The 21,323-nt window shown below is 44.7% G+C and carries 20 protein-coding genes; 8 read left to right on the top strand and 12 right to left on the bottom strand.

The genetic code is table 11. The features are described from left to right. Positions 1-106: 106 nt before the first annotated feature. The 4 genes from zapE to smc all read right to left on the bottom strand — a co-directional run bounded on the left by zapE (position 107) and on the right by smc (position 5,937). Positions 107-1,195, bottom strand: coding sequence for a cell division protein ZapE (gene zapE / locus A3IE_RS0116885; protein WP_020396809.1), 1,089 nt, complete (start codon positions 1,193-1,195; stop codon positions 107-109). Between the two features lie 87 nt (positions 1,196-1,282). Continuing rightward, a complete protein-coding gene (locus A3IE_RS0116880; protein ID WP_026155001.1) occupies positions 1,283-1,612 on the bottom strand; it encodes a DHCW motif cupin fold protein in 330 nt (109 codons plus the stop codon). Between the two features lie 82 nt (positions 1,613-1,694). Beyond that, positions 1,695-2,387: a cell division protein ZipA C-terminal FtsZ-binding domain-containing protein gene (locus A3IE_RS0116875; protein WP_020396807.1), complete on the bottom strand. Its 693-nt coding sequence runs from the start codon at positions 2,385-2,387 to the stop codon at positions 1,695-1,697. Between the two features lie 46 nt (positions 2,388-2,433). Beyond that, positions 2,434-5,937 carry a chromosome segregation protein SMC gene (smc, locus tag A3IE_RS0116870; protein WP_020396806.1) on the bottom strand — a complete coding sequence of 1,168 codons (3,504 nt, stop codon included), beginning with the start codon at positions 5,935-5,937 and terminating at the stop codon, positions 2,434-2,436. Positions 5,938-6,121: 184 nt separating this feature from the next. Between smc and A3IE_RS21120 the strand changes: the two genes are divergently transcribed. From A3IE_RS21120 to A3IE_RS22285, 3 genes are all read left to right on the top strand, one after another. Beyond that, entirely contained in the window at positions 6,122-6,931 is an 810-nt protein-coding gene (locus A3IE_RS21120; protein WP_157832895.1) for a phytanoyl-CoA dioxygenase family protein, read from the top strand. 80 nt (positions 6,932-7,011) lie between these two features. Then, positions 7,012-7,560 carry an RNA polymerase sigma factor gene (locus A3IE_RS0116860; protein ID WP_157832894.1) on the top strand — a complete coding sequence of 183 codons (549 nt, stop codon included), beginning with the start codon at positions 7,012-7,014 and terminating at the stop codon, positions 7,558-7,560. After that, positions 7,560-8,732, top strand: a complete 1,173-nt coding sequence (locus tag A3IE_RS22285) for a formylglycine-generating enzyme family protein (protein WP_020396803.1) — start codon at positions 7,560-7,562, stop codon at positions 8,730-8,732. The genes A3IE_RS0116860 and A3IE_RS22285 overlap by 1 nt, the downstream gene beginning before the upstream one ends. On the opposite strand, the gene A3IE_RS0116850 is transcribed toward A3IE_RS22285, so the two are convergent. From A3IE_RS0116850 to A3IE_RS21110, 4 genes are all read right to left on the bottom strand, one after another. Continuing rightward, complete coding sequence (locus tag A3IE_RS0116850; protein WP_020396802.1) at positions 8,729-9,580, bottom strand: ankyrin repeat domain-containing protein; 852 nt, start codon at positions 9,578-9,580, stop codon at positions 8,729-8,731. The genes A3IE_RS22285 and A3IE_RS0116850 overlap by 4 nt on opposite strands. 122 nt (positions 9,581-9,702) lie before the next feature. Further along, the gene (locus A3IE_RS0116845) at positions 9,703-11,928 is read right to left on the bottom strand and encodes a heavy metal translocating P-type ATPase (RefSeq protein WP_020396801.1); all 2,226 of its coding nucleotides are present in this window, start codon (positions 11,926-11,928) and stop codon (positions 9,703-9,705) included. After that, a complete protein-coding gene (locus A3IE_RS0116840) occupies positions 11,925-12,125 on the bottom strand; it encodes a heavy-metal-associated domain-containing protein (RefSeq protein WP_020396800.1) in 201 nt (66 codons plus the stop codon). Before A3IE_RS0116840 ends, A3IE_RS0116845 begins: the two co-directional genes overlap by 4 nt. Positions 12,126-12,208: 83 nt before the next feature. Then, the gene (locus tag A3IE_RS21110) at positions 12,209-12,745 is read right to left on the bottom strand and encodes a TIGR00645 family protein (RefSeq protein WP_020396799.1); all 537 of its coding nucleotides are present in this window, start codon (positions 12,743-12,745) and stop codon (positions 12,209-12,211) included. An 85-nt stretch (positions 12,746-12,830) separates the two neighbouring features. Here A3IE_RS21110 and A3IE_RS0116830 point away from each other — a divergent pair, with 85 nt between their 5' ends. The 4 genes from A3IE_RS0116830 (at position 12,831) to A3IE_RS0116810 (ending at position 18,388) form a co-directional block, all read left to right on the top strand. Further along, positions 12,831-13,754, top strand: a complete 924-nt coding sequence (locus A3IE_RS0116830) for an aminotransferase class IV (RefSeq protein ID WP_020396798.1) — start codon at positions 12,831-12,833, stop codon at positions 13,752-13,754. A gap of 24 nt (positions 13,755-13,778) precedes the next feature. Then, positions 13,779-14,504 carry a sulfotransferase-like domain-containing protein gene (locus A3IE_RS0116825; RefSeq protein WP_020396797.1) on the top strand — a complete coding sequence of 242 codons (726 nt, stop codon included), beginning with the start codon at positions 13,779-13,781 and terminating at the stop codon, positions 14,502-14,504. A gap of 125 nt (positions 14,505-14,629) precedes the next feature. Next, on the top strand, positions 14,630-15,334 hold the full coding sequence (locus A3IE_RS23290) for an RHS repeat-associated core domain-containing protein (RefSeq protein WP_020396796.1): 705 nt from the start codon (positions 14,630-14,632) through the stop codon (positions 15,332-15,334). An 828-nt stretch (positions 15,335-16,162) separates the two neighbouring features. Further along, positions 16,163-18,388, top strand: coding sequence for an NADP-dependent isocitrate dehydrogenase (locus tag A3IE_RS0116810; protein ID WP_020396794.1), 2,226 nt, complete (start codon positions 16,163-16,165; stop codon positions 18,386-18,388). Between the two features lie 63 nt (positions 18,389-18,451). On the opposite strand, the gene A3IE_RS0116805 is transcribed toward A3IE_RS0116810, so the two are convergent. The 3 genes from A3IE_RS0116805 to A3IE_RS0116795 form a co-directional block, all read right to left on the bottom strand. After that, entirely contained in the window at positions 18,452-18,994 is a 543-nt protein-coding gene (locus tag A3IE_RS0116805; protein ID WP_020396793.1) for a hypothetical protein, read from the bottom strand. Between the two features lie 30 nt (positions 18,995-19,024). Next, positions 19,025-19,522, bottom strand: a complete 498-nt coding sequence (locus tag A3IE_RS0116800; protein ID WP_020396792.1) for a hypothetical protein — start codon at positions 19,520-19,522, stop codon at positions 19,025-19,027. 74 nt (positions 19,523-19,596) lie between these two features. Further along, positions 19,597-20,535, bottom strand: a complete 939-nt coding sequence (locus A3IE_RS0116795; protein WP_020396791.1) for a DMT family transporter — start codon at positions 20,533-20,535, stop codon at positions 19,597-19,599. 233 nt (positions 20,536-20,768) lie between these two features. Here A3IE_RS0116795 and A3IE_RS0116785 point away from each other — a divergent pair, with 233 nt between their 5' ends. Next, positions 20,769-21,074 (top strand): hypothetical protein, encoded by a 306-nt coding sequence (locus tag A3IE_RS0116785; protein ID WP_020396789.1) that lies wholly within the window; start codon positions 20,769-20,771, stop codon positions 21,072-21,074. Here the strand turns inward: A3IE_RS0116785 and A3IE_RS0116780 are convergent. Then, a partial coding sequence (locus A3IE_RS0116780; RefSeq protein WP_020396788.1) for an IS1 family transposase occupies positions 21,069-21,323 on the bottom strand: 255 nt, incomplete at its 5' end. The genes A3IE_RS0116785 and A3IE_RS0116780 overlap by 6 nt on opposite strands.

Genomic DNA, 21,323 nt, shown 5'->3' with positions numbered 1-21,323 from the left:
AGGCTTGATTAATAAATACAACTTATCTGGCTCAGCTTAAGACAGCACAAGCCAGATCAGGATAGCGCGGATTGTCGCACTGACCAAATCCCCTTGACCAGTGGTCTTAAGCCGCTAAATAGCTAGGGGTCTGCATTTCATTCAAACGACTGATAGCGCGGGCAAATTCAAAGCGTAGTAGATGTCCTTGATATAGGTTTTTTAGATCAGCCTTGGTAGAGATAATTAGGCGAATTTTCTTATCATATAATTCATCAACAAAATTCAAAAAACGACGGGCTTGATTTTCAGTTTCTGCATTCATGCTGGGAATATCAGAAACAATAATCGTAGCATAACGATTAGCCAGCTCAATATAATCGCTGGTGGCGCGTGGGCCATCGAAAATAGTTTTATAATCTAGCCAAATAATATTATCCGCCATTTTTCTGACTGGCAGAATACGTTGATAAATTTCAATCGTGACATTGTTTTTAATATTGCCGCTAGCAATTTCATTAAAGCGCGCTTCTAGTTCGGGATCTGATTCAAGAATATTATCGGTTTGCTGATCATCCGGTAAAGGAACTATTTTAAGCATCCGATAATCAACGCCATTATCTAACTCGATCACCTGCAGATTTTGCTTAAGCATTTCAATGGCAGGGAGGAAACGTGCACGTTGTAAGCCATCTTTATATAAATCATCCGGCGGACGATTAGAGGTGGTAATAATAGTAACATCATTTTGCACCAATCCCTCTAATAAGCCTGCCAAAATCATCGCGTCACCAATATCTAGTACATGGAACTCATCGATACACAATAATTCAATGCCATTGGCGAGTTTGTTTGCCACTTCCAGTAGTGGATTTTTGTGACCTTGCCCCAACTTGCGTAATTCTTCATGCACCATCAACATAAAGTGATGATAGTGATAGCGTGCTTTTTCGACAATAGGCACACTTTTGAAAAATTGATCCATGATCCATGTTTTGCCACGCCCCACACCTCCCCATAAATAAGCGCCCTTGACCGTGACTTGTTTGCGTGGCTCCGCTTTGGCAAAAAAGCTAAAACTCCGTTTCGGCGGCGGGGGGGGATTTACCAGTTGATCTGAAATGGACTGTAGGGTTTGGATGGCGCGTTCTTGGGCAGCATCGCGTTGGATATTGCCGATTTCAATTTCCCGCTCATAAAGCTTGCTCAGGCTCATTAACAGATCATTCCATTCGTTTTGGCAGTAATGGGCGTATTGTCGACAAGTGCCTGAGTCACTGTCAACCAGTAGACTTGTGATTCATCAATCAACAATGAAAAGTTTTGCGCCTATTGGTGTAGAAGAGCGATGAGATTCTGCCTGATCAGCGACTTGATAACTCATGCCGGGCGTTAAGACAAACTGACGTCCGTCCTCCAATTCGGTGTGTAATTCGCCTTCCAGACAAAGCAAAATATGTCCTTTGGAACACCAATGATCTGCTAAATAATGAGCGGTGTATTCGACCATGCGCACGCGGATGTCGCCAAATTGGCAGGTACGCCAATAGGCCATACCGGTTTCACCGTGATGTTCGGTGGGAGCGATATCTGACCAGTTTGTCGTACCAAATGGAATGGAGTGGATATTCATTAAGTGATGTAGTTCGTCTGTGGGTGAGGCAAGTAAGCAACTTTTGGTTTGCTTCGTGCTTAATCGCTATAAGGTAAAGATATTAACTTGCCAAGTAAGCATTTAATTCAGCATCACTCACCACTTGTTGGTTCTGATTCTTTAATATACCACCTAAAAGCTGATTCACTTGCTGGGCAGTATGCACAAAGTCACGAATCGCTTCATGATTTGGAATAGCGCTAGGTAGATTGAGAATTAACGATAAACCTGGTGTGCTACTGATGGCCATTTCTTCCGGCACTAGGGTCCATGGCTTAATACCATTGGCGACATAAAATAAGCTCTGTTCGCCTTGTGGTCCTAGCACTAAACGATGATAAACATGCATATCACCAAACACTAAACCAGCGCTATCTAAGGCTTCTAAGACTTCAGATCCCGTAAATTCTTCATTAGTAGGGGCAGCAATAAATAAAATAACTTGCGAAGATTTACTCGCAGTAGGATCGCTGGATACCGTGTTAGGATTAGTCGAGTGTGAATGCATACCTGCTTCAGATTCACCGATTAAATCGGACATACTTTTGGTCGGCGCATTGGGTATTTTGCCATCGCGTGCCGGATGATCCTCCAAAATGGAAGACGTTTCTTTGCCAGAACTATCATTGATTTGATGAATCGGCGGTAGTTTACGCTGTTGGGGAGCGCCTTTGCGTGAGGCGCGTGCATAAAAGTAGATGGCTAATAAAGCCACTACACCAAGAGCCATGATAAGTAGGCTTAAAATTTCCACAGTGTGCTTCCTTTGTTATGCCAGTAGCTTCATCCTCTAAGCTACTTTAAACGCCTGCTAATTTAACTGCTTCGGCTACATCAACACTCACAAGCCGAGATACACCAGCTTCACGCATGGTAACACCGATCAGGTTTTCGGCAAGTTCCATCGTAGTTTTATTATGGGTGATGAATATAAATTGTACACGTTCTGCCATATGCCGCACCAATGAACAAAACCGCCCGACATTGGCCTCATCTAAAGGTGCATCAACTTCATCCAACATGCAAAAAGGTGCAGGATTCAATTCAAAAATGGCAAAGACTAATGCTACGGCGGTCAGTGCCTTTTCGCCACCTGACATTAAATAAATACTCGACAAACGTTTCCCTGGTGGACGAGCCATAATTCGAATGCCTGTAGTCAATAAATCCTGTTCTGTCATTTCTAAATAACATTCGCCTCCGCCAAATAAACGCGGAAACATTTCACCCAAGCGGTTATTGACTTGCTCGAAAGTTTCTTTAAAAAGCGCACGGGTTTCACGATCAATTTTACGCATGACCGCTTCGAGTGTTTCCAGTGCACTGATTAAATCGGCATGTTGCTCATCCAAATAAACTTTACGCTCATGCTGTTCACGATACTCATCCAGCGCCGCTAGATTAATTGCACCAAGCCGTTTAATACTAGCGGCTAATTGATCCAAACGCTGCTGAATAAGTAGTAGATCGGCCGTTTCCGTATGTGCTAAGTCGCGTTCTAAATCGCTCTGCTCAAAACCTGTTTGTGCAAGTTGCGCTTGCAAATTCTGCTGGCGAATATTCACGGCTTGCCAATCGAGTTTTAACTGCTCCTGCTTTGAGCGTCGCACTTCGGCTTCACGCTCGGCTTGTTGGCGCAGTTGGTCTTGGCTACGAATGGCCTGCTCTAAATTTTGAAGCGCCTGTTTAGCGACTTGTAAAGTTTGCGCAATTTCATCCCGTTGCACCAGCGCTTCGCTCAAGTTTTCGGCTAATAATTCAAGTGGTTGATCGACATCAAGCACTTGTGCGGTCAGTTCTTCATGCTGCGCTTCCAGTACTTCTAAACGATTTTGTGCTCTTTCCAGTTGAAGTTCTGTTGCTTGTGTTTGCGTGCGGCAAGTTTCTAAGGAAAAGTGTAATTCATGCTGCTGGGTTTGCGCGTGGCGCAACTGACTGCGTAAGTGTTGTAATTGTTGTTGCTGGTTATCACGTCGTGCACTCAAAACCTCATATTGCTCAGTTAAGGTTTCCAACAGGGCTAATGCTAGCTGATATTGCTTCTCAGAGTGCTGCCACTCAGCCTGTTGTTCCACTTGGCGCGCTAAGCTTTCCTGTATATCGCTTTCTAACTGGGTACGGCGCTGGGTAACTTGTGTTAAGCGTTGTTGCTCATGACTTAAGCGGCTTTTTAATTCGGATTCTTGGCGATGCAAGCGATTAGTATCGCTTTGTAATTGTTGTTGTGCCTGCTCTAACGCCTCTAGCTGTAATCTTAACTGGTCTTGTTCAGCCTGTCGCTGTGCCAAGCTCGCTTCCAGCACGTCCAATTGCTGGCCCAGCTCCCGAATTTTCTGCTGCCTTTGTAAGACGCCATTGTGCGCTTGTTCAAGCGGCGGCAACTGTAACCAGAGCTTGCTCAGCCAAACGCCATCCCGTGTCACATAAGAAATGTCATCCGTCCACTTCTCACGTTGTGCCAACGCTTCTGCTAAATTTTCCGCGTAAAACACGTTTTTTAATAATTGTTGTGCAATCAGCGGTTGTTTGATTTTCTGAGCCAAGCTATTAGCAGCGAAAGAACTTTCACAAGCATTTGCGGCTAATAAACGTAAACCGTTACTTTCTAGGTGATGTTGCTCAGCTAGCCAAGCGGATAAGTCTTCTAATAACGGGGCATCTAATAAACGCTCCAATACGGTTTCTATGGCCAACTCCCAACCTGTTTCTACTTCTAATACTTCTGCTAATCGAGGTTTAGCCTGCCAATGTTGTGCAGTCAGCCAAGTTTGTTGTAACTCATTATCTTTTGATAAATCAGATTGCTGTAACACCGCTAATGCTGCGATTTTACCTTGTAGGGTTTGACGCTGTGAGCGTTCTTGATCGAGGATAATTTGCAAGGCACGTAAGGCTTGGCGCGTTTGGTTTAGCTGTTCGGTTTGCTGGTGTAATTGTTGTTCGGCTTCTGTATGTTGTGCTACAACCGTGTCTAATTCTGCCTCTAAATGCGATAAATTCAGCTCATGCATGGGTGGAAGACAGGCTAAATCCTGTTGTAAACGGCTTAAACGTTGTTGCTCGTGCTGGATCTGTTTCTCAAATTGCTCAATACGCGTTTTCTCCACTTGTGCTTGGCGGCTTGGTTCCGCTAATTGTTGTTGCAATTGTTGCCATTGTGTTTGGCTGGTTTCAAAAGCTTGCTCAGCCTCCCATAAACTGGCTTCCCATTGCTTCACTTGGTCTACCGTTAGAGCCAGTTTGGGTTCTAAAGCGTAAGTTTGCTGTTCTAGTTCCACTAAACGCTTACGATCTTGTGTAACATCGCGTTGTGCTTCGTCCAAAGCCTGTTGAAGACGTTGCAAATTTTCTTGTTGACGCTGTCGCGTTTGTTGTTGAAATTGAATACTTTGCTCGAGGCGGCTCACTTCAGTGCTGGCTTGATAATATCGATCTTGAACCTGATTGCGTTGTTCGTGCGCGACACTGGCTTGTTCACGCAACGATTCAAGGTGTTGGGTTTGTTGCTCAACCTGCGCTAATTGCGCTTGGTAGCGCTCTGAGGCTTGTCGTAATTGCTCAATTAAATCGTCATGTTGTTGCTGAAGCGCATGGAGTTGCAAGTATAAATGGAGTGCGTTTAAACGGCTGTGTTCCGCTTCCAACTCACGAAAGCGTTCAGCCGCTTTAGCTTGTTTATCGAGTTTTTGGAGATTTTTATCCAGTTCTTCGCGCAAATCCGTGAGGCGCTCTAGGTTTTCGCGGGTACTGGCAATGCGCGTTTCGGTTTCTTTGCGGCGATCTTTATAGCGTGAAATACCCGCGGCTTCTTCCAAGGTGATGCGCAATTCTTCCGGCTTGGCTTCGATCATCCGTGAGATCATGCCTTGTTCAATAATTGCGTAACTGCGCGGTCCTAAGCCAGTGCCGAGGAAGATGTCGGTAATATCGCGGCGGCGGCAACGCGAGCCATTTAAAAAGAATTTGGAACTACCATCGCGGCTTACTTGGCGTTTAATGGCGATTTCTTGATAATTAGCGTAAGCACCGCCCAATTGTCCTGCGCTATTATCAAACACTAACTCGACGGAAGCGACACCCACAGGTTTGCGTGCTGAGGAACCGTTAAAAATAACGTCATCCATGGATTGCCCACGCAAATGCTTAGCTGAACTTTCGCCCATAACCCAACGCACGGCATCAATCGTATTGGACTTACCACAGCCATTGGGACCAAGTATACCAACGAGATTACTCCGTAAATCTAGCGTGACCGGATCAACAAAACTTTTAAAGCCAGCAATGCGGATTTTGCTTAAGCGCACAAACGGCAACGCTCCAATGCTAGGGGGTTAAAGGGGCGGCTAGGATGATATAAAATGTCCTAAAATTCAATGCTAGCCAGCGTTCTCCTAGTAAGTTCAAGTATTAGACTTATTAATGAGTAATAATTGGTAAAAGCTGATTGATTTAATGCTATATAAGAAATTATTTTTGCGAGAAAAATTTATGATTTTGAGTGCTAATCAAATAAATGATTTTAATGATAGGGGATATATCGTTTTCGATACCTTAATTCCTGATGAAATCTTAGAAAATACTAAGAGCGAATTTTTAAAGTATTGGGTTGATGGCGTAAAACCTGACAATGTGGTTTATGCGGATGAAAATCGTATTCAGGATGCGTGGAAAATCAATGATAATGTGAAAGCTATCGCAACTTTTCCACGGGTTATTGAAGCCTTAAAGCAAATTTATCAAAAGCAGCCACTTCCTTTTCAAACCTTAAATTTCTATAAAGGTACTGAGCAAGCGGCTCATGTGGATTATATTCATTTTAATTCTGAACCCTTTGGCTTGATGTGTGGGGTTTGGGTGGCGTTAGAAGATATCGGTGCTGATCAAGGCCCTTTAGTTTATTACCCGCATAGCAATAAGCTCCCAGAAATTAATTTTGAAGAGGCGGGCTTAGCGCCAGATTATCAGTATTATGGCCCGTATTTGAAATACGTTATGAATGAAGCAGCAAAGATGGGGCTTAAAGAGGAGTATGGTCTATTAAAAAAGGGTCAAGCCTTAATTTGGGCATCTAATTTAATTCATGGGGGATCGCCACAAAACAACAAAGCGCTCTCTAGGCATTCTCAGGTGACGCATTACTTTTTTGAGGGCACACGTGCTTGGCGACCCGGCCTAAGTAAGGATGGCCGGCGTTATTTTGATCCAGAATGGATTCCGCTTAGCACTACCGAGCCAGAACAACCACAAGCAGTTAAAAAGAGCTTTTTCACGAATTTAAAAAATTGGTTCGGAAAGTAGCTTCGGTCTTCTAATGTAGACTCAAGGAGTGAGTTTTATTGAGCGAAACCAGGTTTGTGGCTGATACACAGTGCCAGGAAATGTTACTACATTTCGTGGAGCAGCGCGGCGATAAGGGTGCAAAGCTTTTATCGGTGCTGACGCGCTATATTCAATCCTGTGCATATCGCCATTATCCGCTCAGTGCTGAAGATCAGCAGGATATTTTGCAAGAAGTCGCCATTAAAATCCTTAATCATTCTCAGCACTTGTCAGAAAATTGTAGCGCTTGGTTATTTTCGATTGTGCGCAATGAATATATTGATCGCTTACGCCACTATCAAACTAAGAAAAAGGTATTTGAGCCGGATTTGGATGGCACACTGGTAGCTGTTGCAGAAGAAAATACCCTATCACTCGCGTTTGCAGATCAAGATTTATATAACCAAGTTGATTGTTTGGAGCGCGTATTTGATGAAATTGCACGCCAGCCAACGGGAGCCGCAGACATGGCAATTTACACTGATTATGTGCAGGGCTTGAGCAATAGTGAAATTGCTGAGCGTACTGGTCGCACCATTGGGGCAATTGCCAAGCGTTTGTCCGGTTTGCGTGACAGGGTGTGGCAATTGAAACAGGAGTTATGCTAATGGCGGACGAAAATGAACACGAAACTGAGGCTTGGGACGAGGTGGTTTCAGGTAAGCGTCTGCCAGTAGCAGGTAAGGGTGATGATGAGGAAGCCGAAGCTGTCAGACAAGTGTTATTGTGGCGGCAAGCCCGTGAGCAAACGGCGGTGATTAGTCCTGAACAAGCAGCGGCTTTTTATCAGCGCAGTGAGCAGTTACGGCGTGAACGTTTGAGGTCTTCCCGTGGTAAAACGCTTAGCTTGTTAGTGGTAGTCGGGCTTGGGTTATTAGGGGCTGGCCTAGGTTTGGGCTGGTGGTTATCACAGCCAACAACTTTATCTAGCGCTGTTTCCACTCCAACTACAACACAACCTATGATTCCGGCGGCTGCACCACCAAGTGATATGCCACAAATGATTGCATTGGCGGCAGGTAGTTTCACGATGGGGTGTACGGCCGGTTGGGATGACCAATTAGGGGGCTGTCGTGAGAATGAGTATCCGGCGCATAGCGTGCAGGTGAAAGGGTTTGCGATAGCACGGCATGAGATTACTGTGCAGCAGTTTAAACGTTTTGTCGATGACACGAGTTATGTGACTACCGCCGAATTTCAACAGCAGGGTTGTGCGATTCAAGACTTACAGAAACCCAGTGCTTGGGTCATTAGTCCTAATCATAATTGGCGTAATCCTAGTTTTACCCAACCCCCCGTACACCCTGTTGTGTGTGTCAGTTGGCAAGATGCACAGGCTTATGCAGAGTGGTTATCCAAAAAGACAGGGCATTCGTATCGCTTACCCACCGAGGCTGAATGGGAATATGCGGCGCGTGGTGGAAAAATTACTGCATTTTATTGGGGGAGTCAGCCAGATCGGAATTTTGCCAATATCCTTGGTGTTGAAGGGAAGGATCAGTGGGCACAAACAGCGCCAGTGGGGCAATTTGCCGCAAATCCGTTTGGTTTACATGATATGGCGGGCAATGTTTGGGAGTGGACTGCCGATTGTTGGCAACAAACCTATCAAATCACTGCAAGTACTCAAGAGACTTGCAGCCAAAATGCTTTCCGAGCGCGGCGTGGTGGTGGATGGGATAATGTACCCGCCAGCGCTCGGTCAGCAGCGCGTAGCCCAGCGTCATTATTAGATCGCAGTTACGTCTTGGGGTTTCGTGTGGTAAAAGATTTACCTTAATTACGATTGCATTGCGCTTGGGGTTTCGCTCCGGCTCTACGTAATAGGGCAATAATATTTTCTTTACCCGTATCCACCGCTGAGTCCATCGGCATATTAGTTGTGCAATTTTTACCGCGAATATCGATGTTTGGATTAGCGCCCGATTGTAAGAGTAAAGTAACGACCTCGGGATTTTCTCGCGTAATAGCATGGTATAAAGGGGTATAAGAAGACTGTCCAATCATATTCGGATTGACACCTTGACTTAATAGCCATTTTAAAGTTTTTAGGTTTTCTTTGGTTTCTTTGCCATAGGTAATAAAATTCTCCAAAGGACTTTGATTTTGTTTGGTAAGCGATAAACCAATCTGCATTAAAAAGCTAATGGTTTTCGTATTTTGGGAGCTAAGGGCAGATTGCATTAAGCTATCTTGGTATTTCGCTAGATCAGCACCTGCGGCAATGACTTGTTGCATCCGTTCAGTAGCGCCGCGTCCGGCGGCATTCACCAGTTCGCTATTTAGTGTAGAAATGGGAACCTGTAAGTCATTTTTGTTAATACTGCCCTGTGGGTTTAAGCATTTCATGAGTAATTCGGCACGAGCAGCCGTCTCGCGTTCGGCCTCGATGGGTCTAACTGTGCGACACCAATGATGCTGTCCAGCACCATCAGCATTCCAGCGCGCATCGGAAAAGCCACAATTCGCTAACGCTTGGGAGTGGAATTGATAAACAGCTTTGGCCGAATATTCACCACAAGTATCACGCTCCAGCTCATAAGTATCTGCAAGGCTTACTGTACTCGCAATCAGGCAGGGTAATACGCAAAGGCGGTTCCAGAGAGATAAACGCTTAAATAAGAACATAACAAACTCCTTGCTTAGTCGATGAAGAGGTTGCGTACTGGGTTTGCAGCGCATTCATCACTACAGACGAAGGAATCTTGAAATGTTTACGGGGTAAGCGAAAAAATTTTTATTGAGTGGTGTTAAGCGAGTTTTAAACGCGTGAGTCGATTCGCATTTGCCACAACGGTCACAGACGATAAGGCCATCACAGCACCTGCAATCATTGGATTTAATAAGACACCTGTGAAAGGATAGAGCACGCCGGCGGCGACAGGAATCGCAATAATATTATAAATAAATGCACCAAACAGATTTTGGTGAATAGTCCGCACCGTGGCTTTGGAAATGGTGATAGCACGTGCAATACCTTGTAAAGAACCCCCTATCAAGGTCACATCGGCTGCCGCTATCGCAACATCGGTGCCAGCGCCAATCGCAAGTCCTACATTGGCGCGAGCGAGGGCCGGGGCATCATTAATCCCATCGCCTACCATCGCAACCTTATGTCTTTGCTGTTGTAGTTTTTCAATAGTTTGTAATTTGGTTTCGGGCAGCATGTCAGCATATACAGTTTTAATGCCTAGCTGCTGCGCTACTTGATTGGCAACAGCTTGACGATCGCCGCTCAACATAATGACGTTTAAGCCTTGGTCTTGTAAGGCAGCAATGCTAGTTTTGGCGTCTAGTTTCGGGGGATCCGCTAGGCCAAATAGCGCGATGATTTGTTGTTGTGTCGCGAGAAAAACGGGCGTTTGTGCTTGTTGTTCGAGATTCTGGAGTGCGCTTTGCCATTCCGTTAAGGATAGATGCTGCGCTTCCATCAAGCGCACATTACCCAAGTAGTATGTTTGCTGCTGGTACTTAGCATGTACACCATAGCCACTGCTATTATGAAAATCAGTAATCGTTAAGTCATTTAGCCCCGCTTGGTGTGCGCTACTGCGTAACGCTTGTGCCAAGGGGTGGTCAGACCCTTGTTCTAAGCTGGCGGCGAGCTGTAAGACCGTGTTGGCGTCATAGCTGGATGCTGGAAGAATGCTTTGAACCTGTGGTTTACCTTGAGTCAAGGTGCCGGTTTTATCTAATACAATCGTGTCAAGTGAGGCGGCTTGCTGTAAGGCATCACCATTACGTATCAAGATGCCGTGTTGAGCCGCTTTGCCAACGCCAGCAATAATGGCTATTGGTGTTGCCAAGCCCAAAGCACAGGGACAGGCAATCACGATTACAGTCATCGAAGCTACCAGCGCATAGCCTAGTTTGGGGTCTGAGCCGAGCCAATACCAGAGTACAAAGGTGAGTAGGGCAATGCTGACTACCAAGGGTACAAATACTGAAGCAATTTTATCTGCTAATTGCGCAATGGCTGGTTTGGAGCTTTGGGCTTCGCGCACGCGTTCAATAATTTGTGCCAGTACCGTATCCGCACCAATATGGCTGACCTTCATCAGAAAAGTACCGGAACTATTCATAGTGCCGCCCGTGACGGTATCGCCCGTTTGCTTGTGTACCGGCAAAGGCTCGCCTGTCAACATAGACTCGTCTACATAGGTCTCGCCTTCCAACACGCTACCATCTAAAGGTATTCGCTCACCCGCACGGACACGTAAGGTTTCCTGTAATCCGACCTCCTCCAAGGGAAGTTCAATCTCAACTCCGTTACGTATGGTCAGTGCCATGGGAGGCTGCAAATTCATTAAGCTTTTAATCGCTTGGGTGGTTTGTCCGCGTGCACGCATTTCTAGCGCATGACCGAAATTGATAAAGGCAATAATGACCAAGGCGGATTCAAAATAGGCATGGTGAGCAAGGCTAGGAAATTGGGCGGGGAATAAGACAACCAGCGTGGAGTAAAGCCATGCCGTACCCGTACCGAGCGCGATCAGGGTATCCATATTGCTGCTACGATGTTTGAGCTGTTGCCACGCACCTTTGAAAAAATGACCGCCGCTATACACCATAATGGCGAGTGTTACTAGGCTTACGCCCAGCCAAAACCAATGCCCTGAACCGTGCATACTGGGCAGTATACCTAGCAGCATGTCAGCAATGAAAAGAAAGCCGCCTGCTAAGCCAGCGACCCCAGTGCGTTGCCACAACTGCTTATATTGGGCGCGTTCGAAAGCTTCTTTTTCGGTATCGGCTTGGCGTCCGCGCATGATGGCGGCATCGAAACCAGCCTTACGCACGGCTTGCACCAATTCGCTTTCATTGGGGCAGCCTTTTACCAGTGCAGTGCGTTCAGCCAAATTCACCATAGCCTGTTCCACACCTGAAACGCTGCTTAACGCGGTTTCAACCGCCTTGACGCAGCCTGCACACATCATGCCCGCTATGGAAAGCCGTAGGTTTGCAGGTGTGGTCATGCGCTTTGTAAACGAGTCGGATAACCGGCTGCTTGCAAAGTATCGATCACTTGTTGTGGTATGATCGTACCTTCTACCTCAGCCGTCCCTGAGGCCAAATCAACCCGAACGGCGGTCACGCCTGCTAAGGCTTCCAGCTTAGCTTTCACTGTGCTAGTGCATCCGCTACACATCATCTTTTCCACTTTAAATTTCATGATCGAATCCTTATATAAGGTTTCTCTAAAGTTTACGCCATAACGATTTGACAGGGAATTGATTGTGTTAGACCAGCCTCACTTTAATGATTAGCATCCTGTGAGCTGTGGTGAGCGGGAATGGCATGGTTAATTCTATCCATCCATGCGTAAAGTACGCCAGAAATGACAAAAGTTAGATGAATACCCACCATCCACGCTAATTCACGATCGGTCGCGCTATTGACATGCATAAAAACTTTCAATAATTCAACGCCTGAAATCGCAACAATCGAGCCAATCAATTTCAATTTCAAATCGGTAAAGCCAATATGCCCCATCCAATCTGGGCGATCCGCGTGCTCATGTAAATCTTCCATTTTCGACACGAAGTTCTCATAGCCGCTAAAAATAATAATAATCAGAAGATTCATAATCAGCGAGACATCAACAATTGAGAGTACGCCCACAATAATTTCTTGCCCATCAGCGCTCATCATCGTTGCCATAAGGCCAAACAGTTGTTTGATCGCCTTAATCATCATAATAATTAGCGTGACAATCAGCGCAAGATACACCGGTGCCATTAGCCAACGGCTTGCAAATAGCAAGTGCTCAAAAGCTTGTTCGATTTTTTTCATAGGGTTTTAGAAGTGCGCAAAAACGGCGATTTTATGTGTAAGATACCTAAAGTGCCAGCCAGTTTTCTTGACGGAGTCTAATAACATGAGCCGTAGTACCCACGAAGCCGAATTTGATGAGCGGAATGACCACATAAAAATCTATGTGAATGGTGATATTGTCCCGCGCGAGGACGCGAAGGTATCCGTCTACGACTCAGGTTTTTTACTAGGTGATGGTGTGTGGGAAGGGTTACGCTTATACGATGGGGTTATTGCTTTCTTGGATGATCATTTAGATCGTCTTTATGAAGCGGCGTATTGTATTGATTTAGAGATTGGTTTGACGCGTGCGCAATTGGTGGAAGCTTTGTGGGCGACTTTGAAAGCGAATAGTATGACGACGGATGTGCATATTCGTTTAATGGTAACCCGTGGACGCAAGCGTAAACCGTTTCAAGACCCACGCTTGAGTATTTATGGTTCAACCATCGTTATTATTGCAGAATTTAGCAAGCCCGATGAGTCGGTATTAAAAAATGGTATTCGCTTATATACCACTCCACAACATCGTGGTTTACCGTTAACGCAAGATCCAAAATTAAATTCACACTCTAAATTGAATTGTATTATTCCTCTGATTCATGCGCGTAAAGCGGGAGCGGATGAGGCGTTAATGCTGGATCCTTTTGGCTTTGTGAATACCACTAATGCTTGTAATTTTTTTATCGTGCGTAAAGGTGAAGTGTGGACTTCAAGCGGTGATTATTGCATGAATGGCATTACGCGCCGCAAAGTGATTGAGATTTGCCGCGAAGAAAATATTCCGGTTTTTGAGAAAAATTTCTCGTTGTTGGAAGCTTATAGCGCGGATGAGGCTTTTTTAACAGGCACTTTTGGCGCACAAACGCCAGTATTTGAAATCGATGGGCGTACAATTGGTAACGGTGAAGCGGGGGGAATGTTATTGCATTTGCGCGATTCTTATAAAAAACTCATTAAGCGCGATGCTTTAAAGCAAGTACTCTAAAATCATGGATGGAGAGAATGATTTATGTTGCCAATAGTAGCGATGTGGTCGGGGCCACGTAATTTATCAACCGCAATGATGCGTGCTTGGGAAAATCGCCCTGATACCGTGGTATGGGATGAGCCTTTTTATGCTGCTTATTTGGCACAAACTGGCTTGGATCATCCTATGCGTGAGGAAATTTTGCAGCATCACGAAGCGGACGTCGGGAAAGTGATTCAACAATGCACCACACCCAATCCAACTGGCTTGTTTTATCAAAAACACATGACCCATCATATGTTGCCCCATTATCCAATGGATTGGTTGGGACAACTCAAGCATTGTTTTTTATTACGTGATCCCAAAGAGGTCTTGTTGTCTTACGCCAAAAAACGCACCGAAGTTAATTTGGAGGATATTGGTTTGCCGCAACAATGGCGTTTGTACGAGTGGGTGAGAAATAAAGTTGGTGAGCCGTTGGTTATTGATGCCAACGATTTTCTGCATCAACCCCGCCGCTATTTAGAAGCCTTATGTGACTATTGCGAGATTCCATTTTATGAGCAAATGTTGCGCTGGCCTGCGGGGCAGCGAGAGAGCGATGGAGTGTGGGCGCAGCATTGGTATGACTCGGTGTGGAAATCGACCGGATTCGGACAATGGCAGGAATCGCACGGTGAATTAAGCGCTGAGTTACAGACACTCTATGACCAAGCTGAACCGATTTATCACGAGCTTTGGGAAAAACGCTTGAAGCTCCCAAGCTAAGAGCTGGTAAACCGGCTCTAGCTTTGTATGTGAGACAAGCACTCTATTTTTATGATGATGCTAATACCCCAATCGCAGTGCTATAGGCTGCAAATAGTCCTTACAATGCTTCTGCACAAGGTAAGTTGATTTATCTGCATACTGATCATTTAGGGACAGTACGCTATGCGTCCGATAGTAATGCGAGTTTGCCCGCCGATAAGCGCCGGATTTGGAGTTGGGAATCGGATGCCTTTGGAACGACAGCCCCAATACAAGATCCAGATAATGACTCAATTGCCACTGTGATTAACTTGCGCTTTCCTGGGCAGTATTATGATGCGGAATCAGGGCTGCATTACAATTGGAATCGTTATTATGATCCGAAAATGGGGCGGTATATTAGTTCTGATCCGATTAGATTGGCCGGTGGCTTGAATACTTATGGGTACGTGGGGCAGAACCCCTTAAATTTCACTGATCCAAAAGGTTTGTTCTGGGAATCACTTGCACCAGATACTTACCATGAAGTTGGGCAGTCTACAGACTGGGCATGGAACCATGCATTTGGTTGTACTGGGGTATCTAATTTAGCACGCAGGCCAGATTTCGTGAATTTTCAGTTAGATTTATATGTGCTTAGCGTATGGGGGACATTTTCTAGGGATGGCCATTCCTTTGTTGGTTTCGGTGGAAATAAAGCTATGCCTAATTCCGTCGCTATAGGCACTACTGTGACTGGGGTTGGCTTAATTAGTCAAGTGTTGCTCGGGGAGATACGAATAATTTTATTGCAGGTTATGCAGGGAGCGGTAATGTTGCTTATGGTATACTTGGTGGTGGAGTTGTAGTTTCTTCAAGTGGAGCAATAGCAACCGTTGTTGGGTTGGGCGCAGGTAAAACAGCAAACAACACTACTAACATTGGACAAGTTGGTGGAGGAATTACACATGATCGAGGTTATTCAGGAATTGCGTGGTGAGTGATATGGGAATGGGAATTGGTGGTGTTGGACAGATCAAAACTAGAGGACAAAAGTGGGCAGCCATTATTGTAGGGGGTATATTATTAGCATGTATTATCAGTATCATTTTAGAGCAGTTTTAGAGTGATTTTGAGACTGTAAAAAGAACTGTGTATCTTCCAAAGCCCCATCCAGCGAGGCTTTCGCACCACTAGCACTTCACGGTCAACTATTTCATCTTCTTCCTATCTGCCCTCACCACCCATGCACTTGGCTTCGATCACGACGCCACACTCAGAACTGCAAATACCATTGCCCTTAGACACTCCCTGTTTGCTTCTTAAGTATGCGATCTTCGTGCGCTCTGGGGATGTACTATTTAAGTGGTCAAGCCAACAATACGATCAACACAATTGCCACCCCACTATACTTTTTACACACCGACCACCTAGCAACGCTCCACGCGAGTGCCGATCGGCAACGAATTGTTGTTTGGCAATTATAAGTGTCTTATTGATTATCGCACTCGGGGAAACTCAAACTTCATTAGTTTGGTTGATCGCTAGCCGTAAAACAGAAAAATCGCTAAGAGCGCGATGTTCTAACTGGCAAACGAAGCTTTTGTCTATCCCTTTCTAGATATAGTAGAATAGTGCACCAAAATTTAGCCCACACCAAAGGGCTTGTTGTCACAGCTTGACCACCAAGGATTACTATGACTACGCACTCTAAAATTATTTACACCCTAACCGATGAAGCCCCGCTACTAGCCACTTACTCGTTTTTACCCATTATTCAGGCGTTTGCAAAACCTGCAGGTATTGAGGTAGTGACTTCTGATATTTCGGTGGCCGCGCGTATTTTAGCGGAGTTCCCTGATTATTTAACCGAAGACCAGCGCGTTCCTGATAATCTCGGTGAGTTAGGGCGTCTGACGCAAGACCCTGCTACTAATATTATTAAGTTGCCCAATATTAGTGCCTCTATGCCACAATTAACGGCAGCCATTAAAGAGTTACGGGCTAAGGGTTACATGGTTCCTGAGTACCCAGAAAATCCACAAACGGAAGAAGAAAAAGCGATTGTTAAGCGTTATGCCAAGGTTTCTGGGAGTGCGGTAAATCCTGTATTACGTGAAGGTAACTCGGATCGGCGTGCACCTGCTGCGGTTAAACGTTACGCACGCAACAATCCTCATAAAATGGGTAAATGGAGCCATGCTTCCCGTACGCACGTCTCACACATGACACATGGTGACTTCTATCACGGTGAAAAATCCATGACCATGGATCGTGAATGCGATGTGACCATGGACTTAGTGACGAAAGACGGTCGTGTCATTGTATTAAAGCCTAAGACACATATCTTGGAAGGCGAAATCATTGACAGCATGTTTATGAGCAAAAAAGCATTATGTGATTTCTATGAAGAAGAAATCAATGATGCCAAAGAAACTGATATTTTATTCTCTTTACACGTCAAAGCGACCATGATGAAAGTATCGCATCCGATTGTATTCGGGCATGCGGTCAAAACCTTCTACAAAAATTTATTTGCTAAATACGGTGATCTGTTCAAGCAAATCGGGGTAAAACCGAATAATGGCATGAGCAGCGTCCATGAGAAAATCAAAACCTTACCTCAAGAACAGCAGGACGAAATTCTTGCTGCGATTAAAGCCGAAGAAGCCGAACGTCCCCGCTTAGCGATGGTGGATTCGGATAAAGGTATTACCAATCTACATGCCCCTAATGATGTGATTGTGGATGCATCTATGCCAGCGATGATTCGTGATGGCGGTAAAATGTGGGGGCCAGATGGTAAAATGCACGATACCAAAGCCGTGCAACCAGAAAGTACCTTCGCGCGGATTTACCAAGAAGTGATCAACTTCTGTAAAACCAATGGCGCATTTGACCCACGTACTATGGGTACTGTACCAAACGTAGGTCTGATGGCACAGCAAGCCGAAGAATACGGTTCCCACGATAAAACCTTTGAAATCCCTGAAGCGGGTGAAGCGCGTATTGTGGACGATCAAGGCAAAGTCTTGATGGTACAAAATGTGGAAGAGGGTGATATTTGGCGTATGTGTCAAGCCAAAGATGCGGCGGTCAAAGATTGGGTAAAATTAGCTGTAACTCGTGCACGTTTATCTAAGACTCCAGCCGTATTCTGGTTAGACCCTTATCGTCCCCATGAAAACGAACTCATCAAAAAGGTAAATCGCTATTTAGAAGCGTATGATTTAACCGGTGTGGAAATCCACATTATGTCGCAATTACGTGCGATGCGTTTCACCTTAGAACGTGCGTTCCGGGGTTTCGATACGATTGCGGTAACGGGTAATATTCTACGGGATTACCTCACCGACTTATTCCCGATTCTGGAATTAGGTACTAGTGCCAAAATGCTATCTATTGTGCCCTTAATGGCGGGTGGTGGCTTATTTGAAACGGGGGCGGGTGGTTCTGCACCTAAGCACGTACAACAATTGGTGAAAGAAAACTACCTACGTTGGGATTCCTTAGGTGAGTTTTTAGCGTTAACGGTATCAATTGAAGACGTTGCGCAAAAAACAGGTAGTAAGAAAGCTGAAATACTAGCTAATGCCTTAGATCACGCGACTGAGAAGTTATTGGACAACAATAAATCTCCATCACGTAAAGTCGGCGAGATTGACAATCGTGGTAGCCATTTCTACTTAGCTATGTACTGGGCACAAGAGCTAGCTAATCAAACCGAAGATGCCGAATTAGCGGCTAAATTTGCACCATTGGCTAAAGCACTCACCGAAAATGAGGCCAAGATTGTGGCTGAGTTAAACGGTGTTCAAGGCAAGCCAGTAGATTTAGGTGGCTATTATTATATTGATCCGGTGAAAACCAGCGAAGTCATGCGTCCTAGTGCGCTATTTAATCAGTTGATTGCGAGTATTTGATAGCGTATTAAATGCTGCAAAAGGCTATTGAATAATAGCCTTTTTCCTATTTAGGTGTCCGAGTTAAAAAGCATTAAAATGAACGTAGATGGCTACTTGATTGCCATTATAATCTTTTCCTGTGGTCGTTTTATAATCGGCTGCAATATATTTCCCACCGATGGAAATCCCCGGTGTATAGCTCCAATCCACTAACATCATCGGCGCAAACGCGTCATCGAATTTGGTAACCGTTCCTTGTGAGTCTTTGACTTTACTAGCAAAGTCACCATGTAAGCCGCCACCCATAGACCATTGATTATTGAATTTATACAAGGCTGCACCTTCTGCGACTAAGCCACTGGCATAGGCACTATCGTTTCCACCTTGATAACGAGCAGCTGCTGTCGCCTTAAAGTCGACCTTGGCGTTCAGCGATTTTTTTACACCAGCACCAATGACTGCACCACTGCCAGCGGAATAATCATCGCCCCCACTAATATTCTGTGCCACTTTATCACCGCCGGATTGGGCACCGATTTCAAGAAAAACAGACTGCTCAGCTGAGACACTAAAGGGCAGCAGTAAAGTAAAAGCGGTTGCACAGAGTCTTATTATTTTTTTCATTGAGCATTAATCCAGTTTTGTTGTTCTAATTTACGGGCAAGGGATTAAGGGGATAGCTTTTTGTGGCGTGCTTAAAGACACTGGCGAGTGGCCATCACTAATTCTAATGTTCCATGGCATGGCTCGAAGTGAGTTAAAAAGTTTTCCAGTAGGGAGTAGTTCAGCTCCAACCACTAAATAATCCCCCGCTTGTGCCATAAAGCAGGCTTGTTTAATTTCTGGGCTAGTGGATTTGATGACTATGCTTGTGCCCATAACATAGCTATAGTTAGACCAATTGAGCTGTGCGGTGACTTTATGTAGTCCGGGTTTTAATTCTTTGTGAGCGATTGGCTTCAACACGGCAACGCGCTCTTCAACAGCATTTTCACCGTCGATTGTCAGTAACCTGATTTCTTCGGGGTTGTGAGTAAGGCTTGCCACCTGTTTATTAAGCAATTCTTGCCGAATTGGTGCATTAGACGTACAGCCTGATACCAATAGAGCGCCGCCAAAGATGAACCAAAGTTTATTATTGTTATTAATCATAGTGTATTTTTTTTAGAAAATACCATTTTAACTAGAGTATTATTTCTTGAAAATTATCTAAGATAATCTGATTTTTATGAGGATTTTCTAGGGCTTGTCATGATTTGCATGAACCAAGTATGGCCGCTCACGAGGATAATACCCGCTAACACTAACGCCGAGCCGATGATAAACCGTGTTTCAATGGGGTCATTCAGGAGTAGGACGCCAAATACAATGCCAAATAAGGGAGTTAAGAAAGAAAAAACCCCTAACTGTGAGGCGAGATAGCGTTTTAATAAGCCAAACCAGATCAGAAAACTGGCAAACGAAATCATGACGCTTTGGAATAGTAGGCCGCTCCAGACTAAGGGCGTTGAACGGAAGTAAAAGTCGCCCAAAAACCAAGCGGCCAGTAACAAGATAAAACAAGCAATCAGTAATTGATAAAGTAAGGTTTCGGTGGCGGGTGCTTTACTCAAAGCCGTTGTGCGAATAACCACAGTGGTTGCTGCCCAACACAGCCCCGCTAATAACGCGAGAAAATCACCGAACAAGGCCTGTTGTGTGCTAGTTTGTGTCGCAGGGTTATTAGGATTGCCGCCCCAAAATGTAACGACAACGCCAATAAACGCTAAGCTAATCCCCACCCATTGCAAGCGCCTTAAGCGTTCTGAAGGTAGTTTCCATTGTAAGCCAATGGCAGCGAAAATCGGTGCGGTATAAAGCAATACGACCGAGTGCGAAGCGGTCGTATAATGCAGGGCTGTACCCAGAAAAATAAATTCCAAAGCAAACAAACTACCAGCCACTAAGCCTGCTTTTCCATAAAGCACAAAATTAAGGCGTTCACTTCGCCACAGCATTAAGCTGATGGTTAGTAAAGCGGCAATGCCCGAACGTAGGGCGATATGGAGCACTGGCCCTAAATCACTGGCCGTTGCTTTTAAGACAACCTGCTGTAAACCCCACAAAATACATAGCACCGTCATAATGCTCATAGCGCTTGCGTTGATAGGTTGGCGCGTGTCCATATTGACTCCAAACATAAAAGCATGATCACTCTAAATCATGGCAAAAGCTGTGCATTATGAACTCGTTGATACTTTAGCGAAAGAGTGCAGTTTTAAAGTTTGGGTTAATAATTTCTTAGAAGATAGTACTAATAGCCTATTTTGATTAAATTTTAATCGCTATTTTTCTTGCAATAGAATAACCTATATACGGGGCATACAAGAGGTCTTTATATATTTCATGGAGTGATATTATGTTTTCATTTGAAAAGATTACAGCACATTTGCTTGTATCATTGTTTTATATGCTTTTTTCTGTGGTACATGCCAATCCTTTGGATCTCAACTTAACCAAGAGTGGCGCTAATAGTACAAATAAAGGTATTATTAACGGATATTATGAAAATTATACTTCCAATACCAGTGGTTCTGGAATTTCTTGTGGTGTTGGTTGTGCTAACACTACGACCTCAATTGATGTAGGCAGTCAAATCTATTTATATGCCTCAACTAATGATGCTGGTTATGTTTTTGACAAATGGACAGGAAGTGGGTCATGATTTAAAGGAGTTGAAGAAGCGTCTTTCGATACAGGTTCCAATGACTTTGTCATGAATCTCGATAGACTTAGAAAAACAGATCGTCTTGCGTGCTAGACGTTTAATCCAAATCCTCAAATTCAGGTTTTGCCGTTCAATGCTTTGTGTGTAGCGCTTAGTGATTAAATGCTTATCTTCAGGCAATAAACGCTCATAAGCGCCCCAATCATCCGTGCAATACAATGCCAGTTTGAAAGGTGTCAACCGTTC

The organism is Thiolinea disciformis DSM 14473 (assembly GCF_000371925.1).
Lineage (GTDB): Bacteria > Pseudomonadota > Gammaproteobacteria > Thiotrichales > Thiotrichaceae > Thiolinea > Thiolinea disciformis.
The sequence above is the reverse complement of the archived record's forward strand: the minus strand, read 5'-3'. Positions and strand labels throughout refer to the sequence as shown.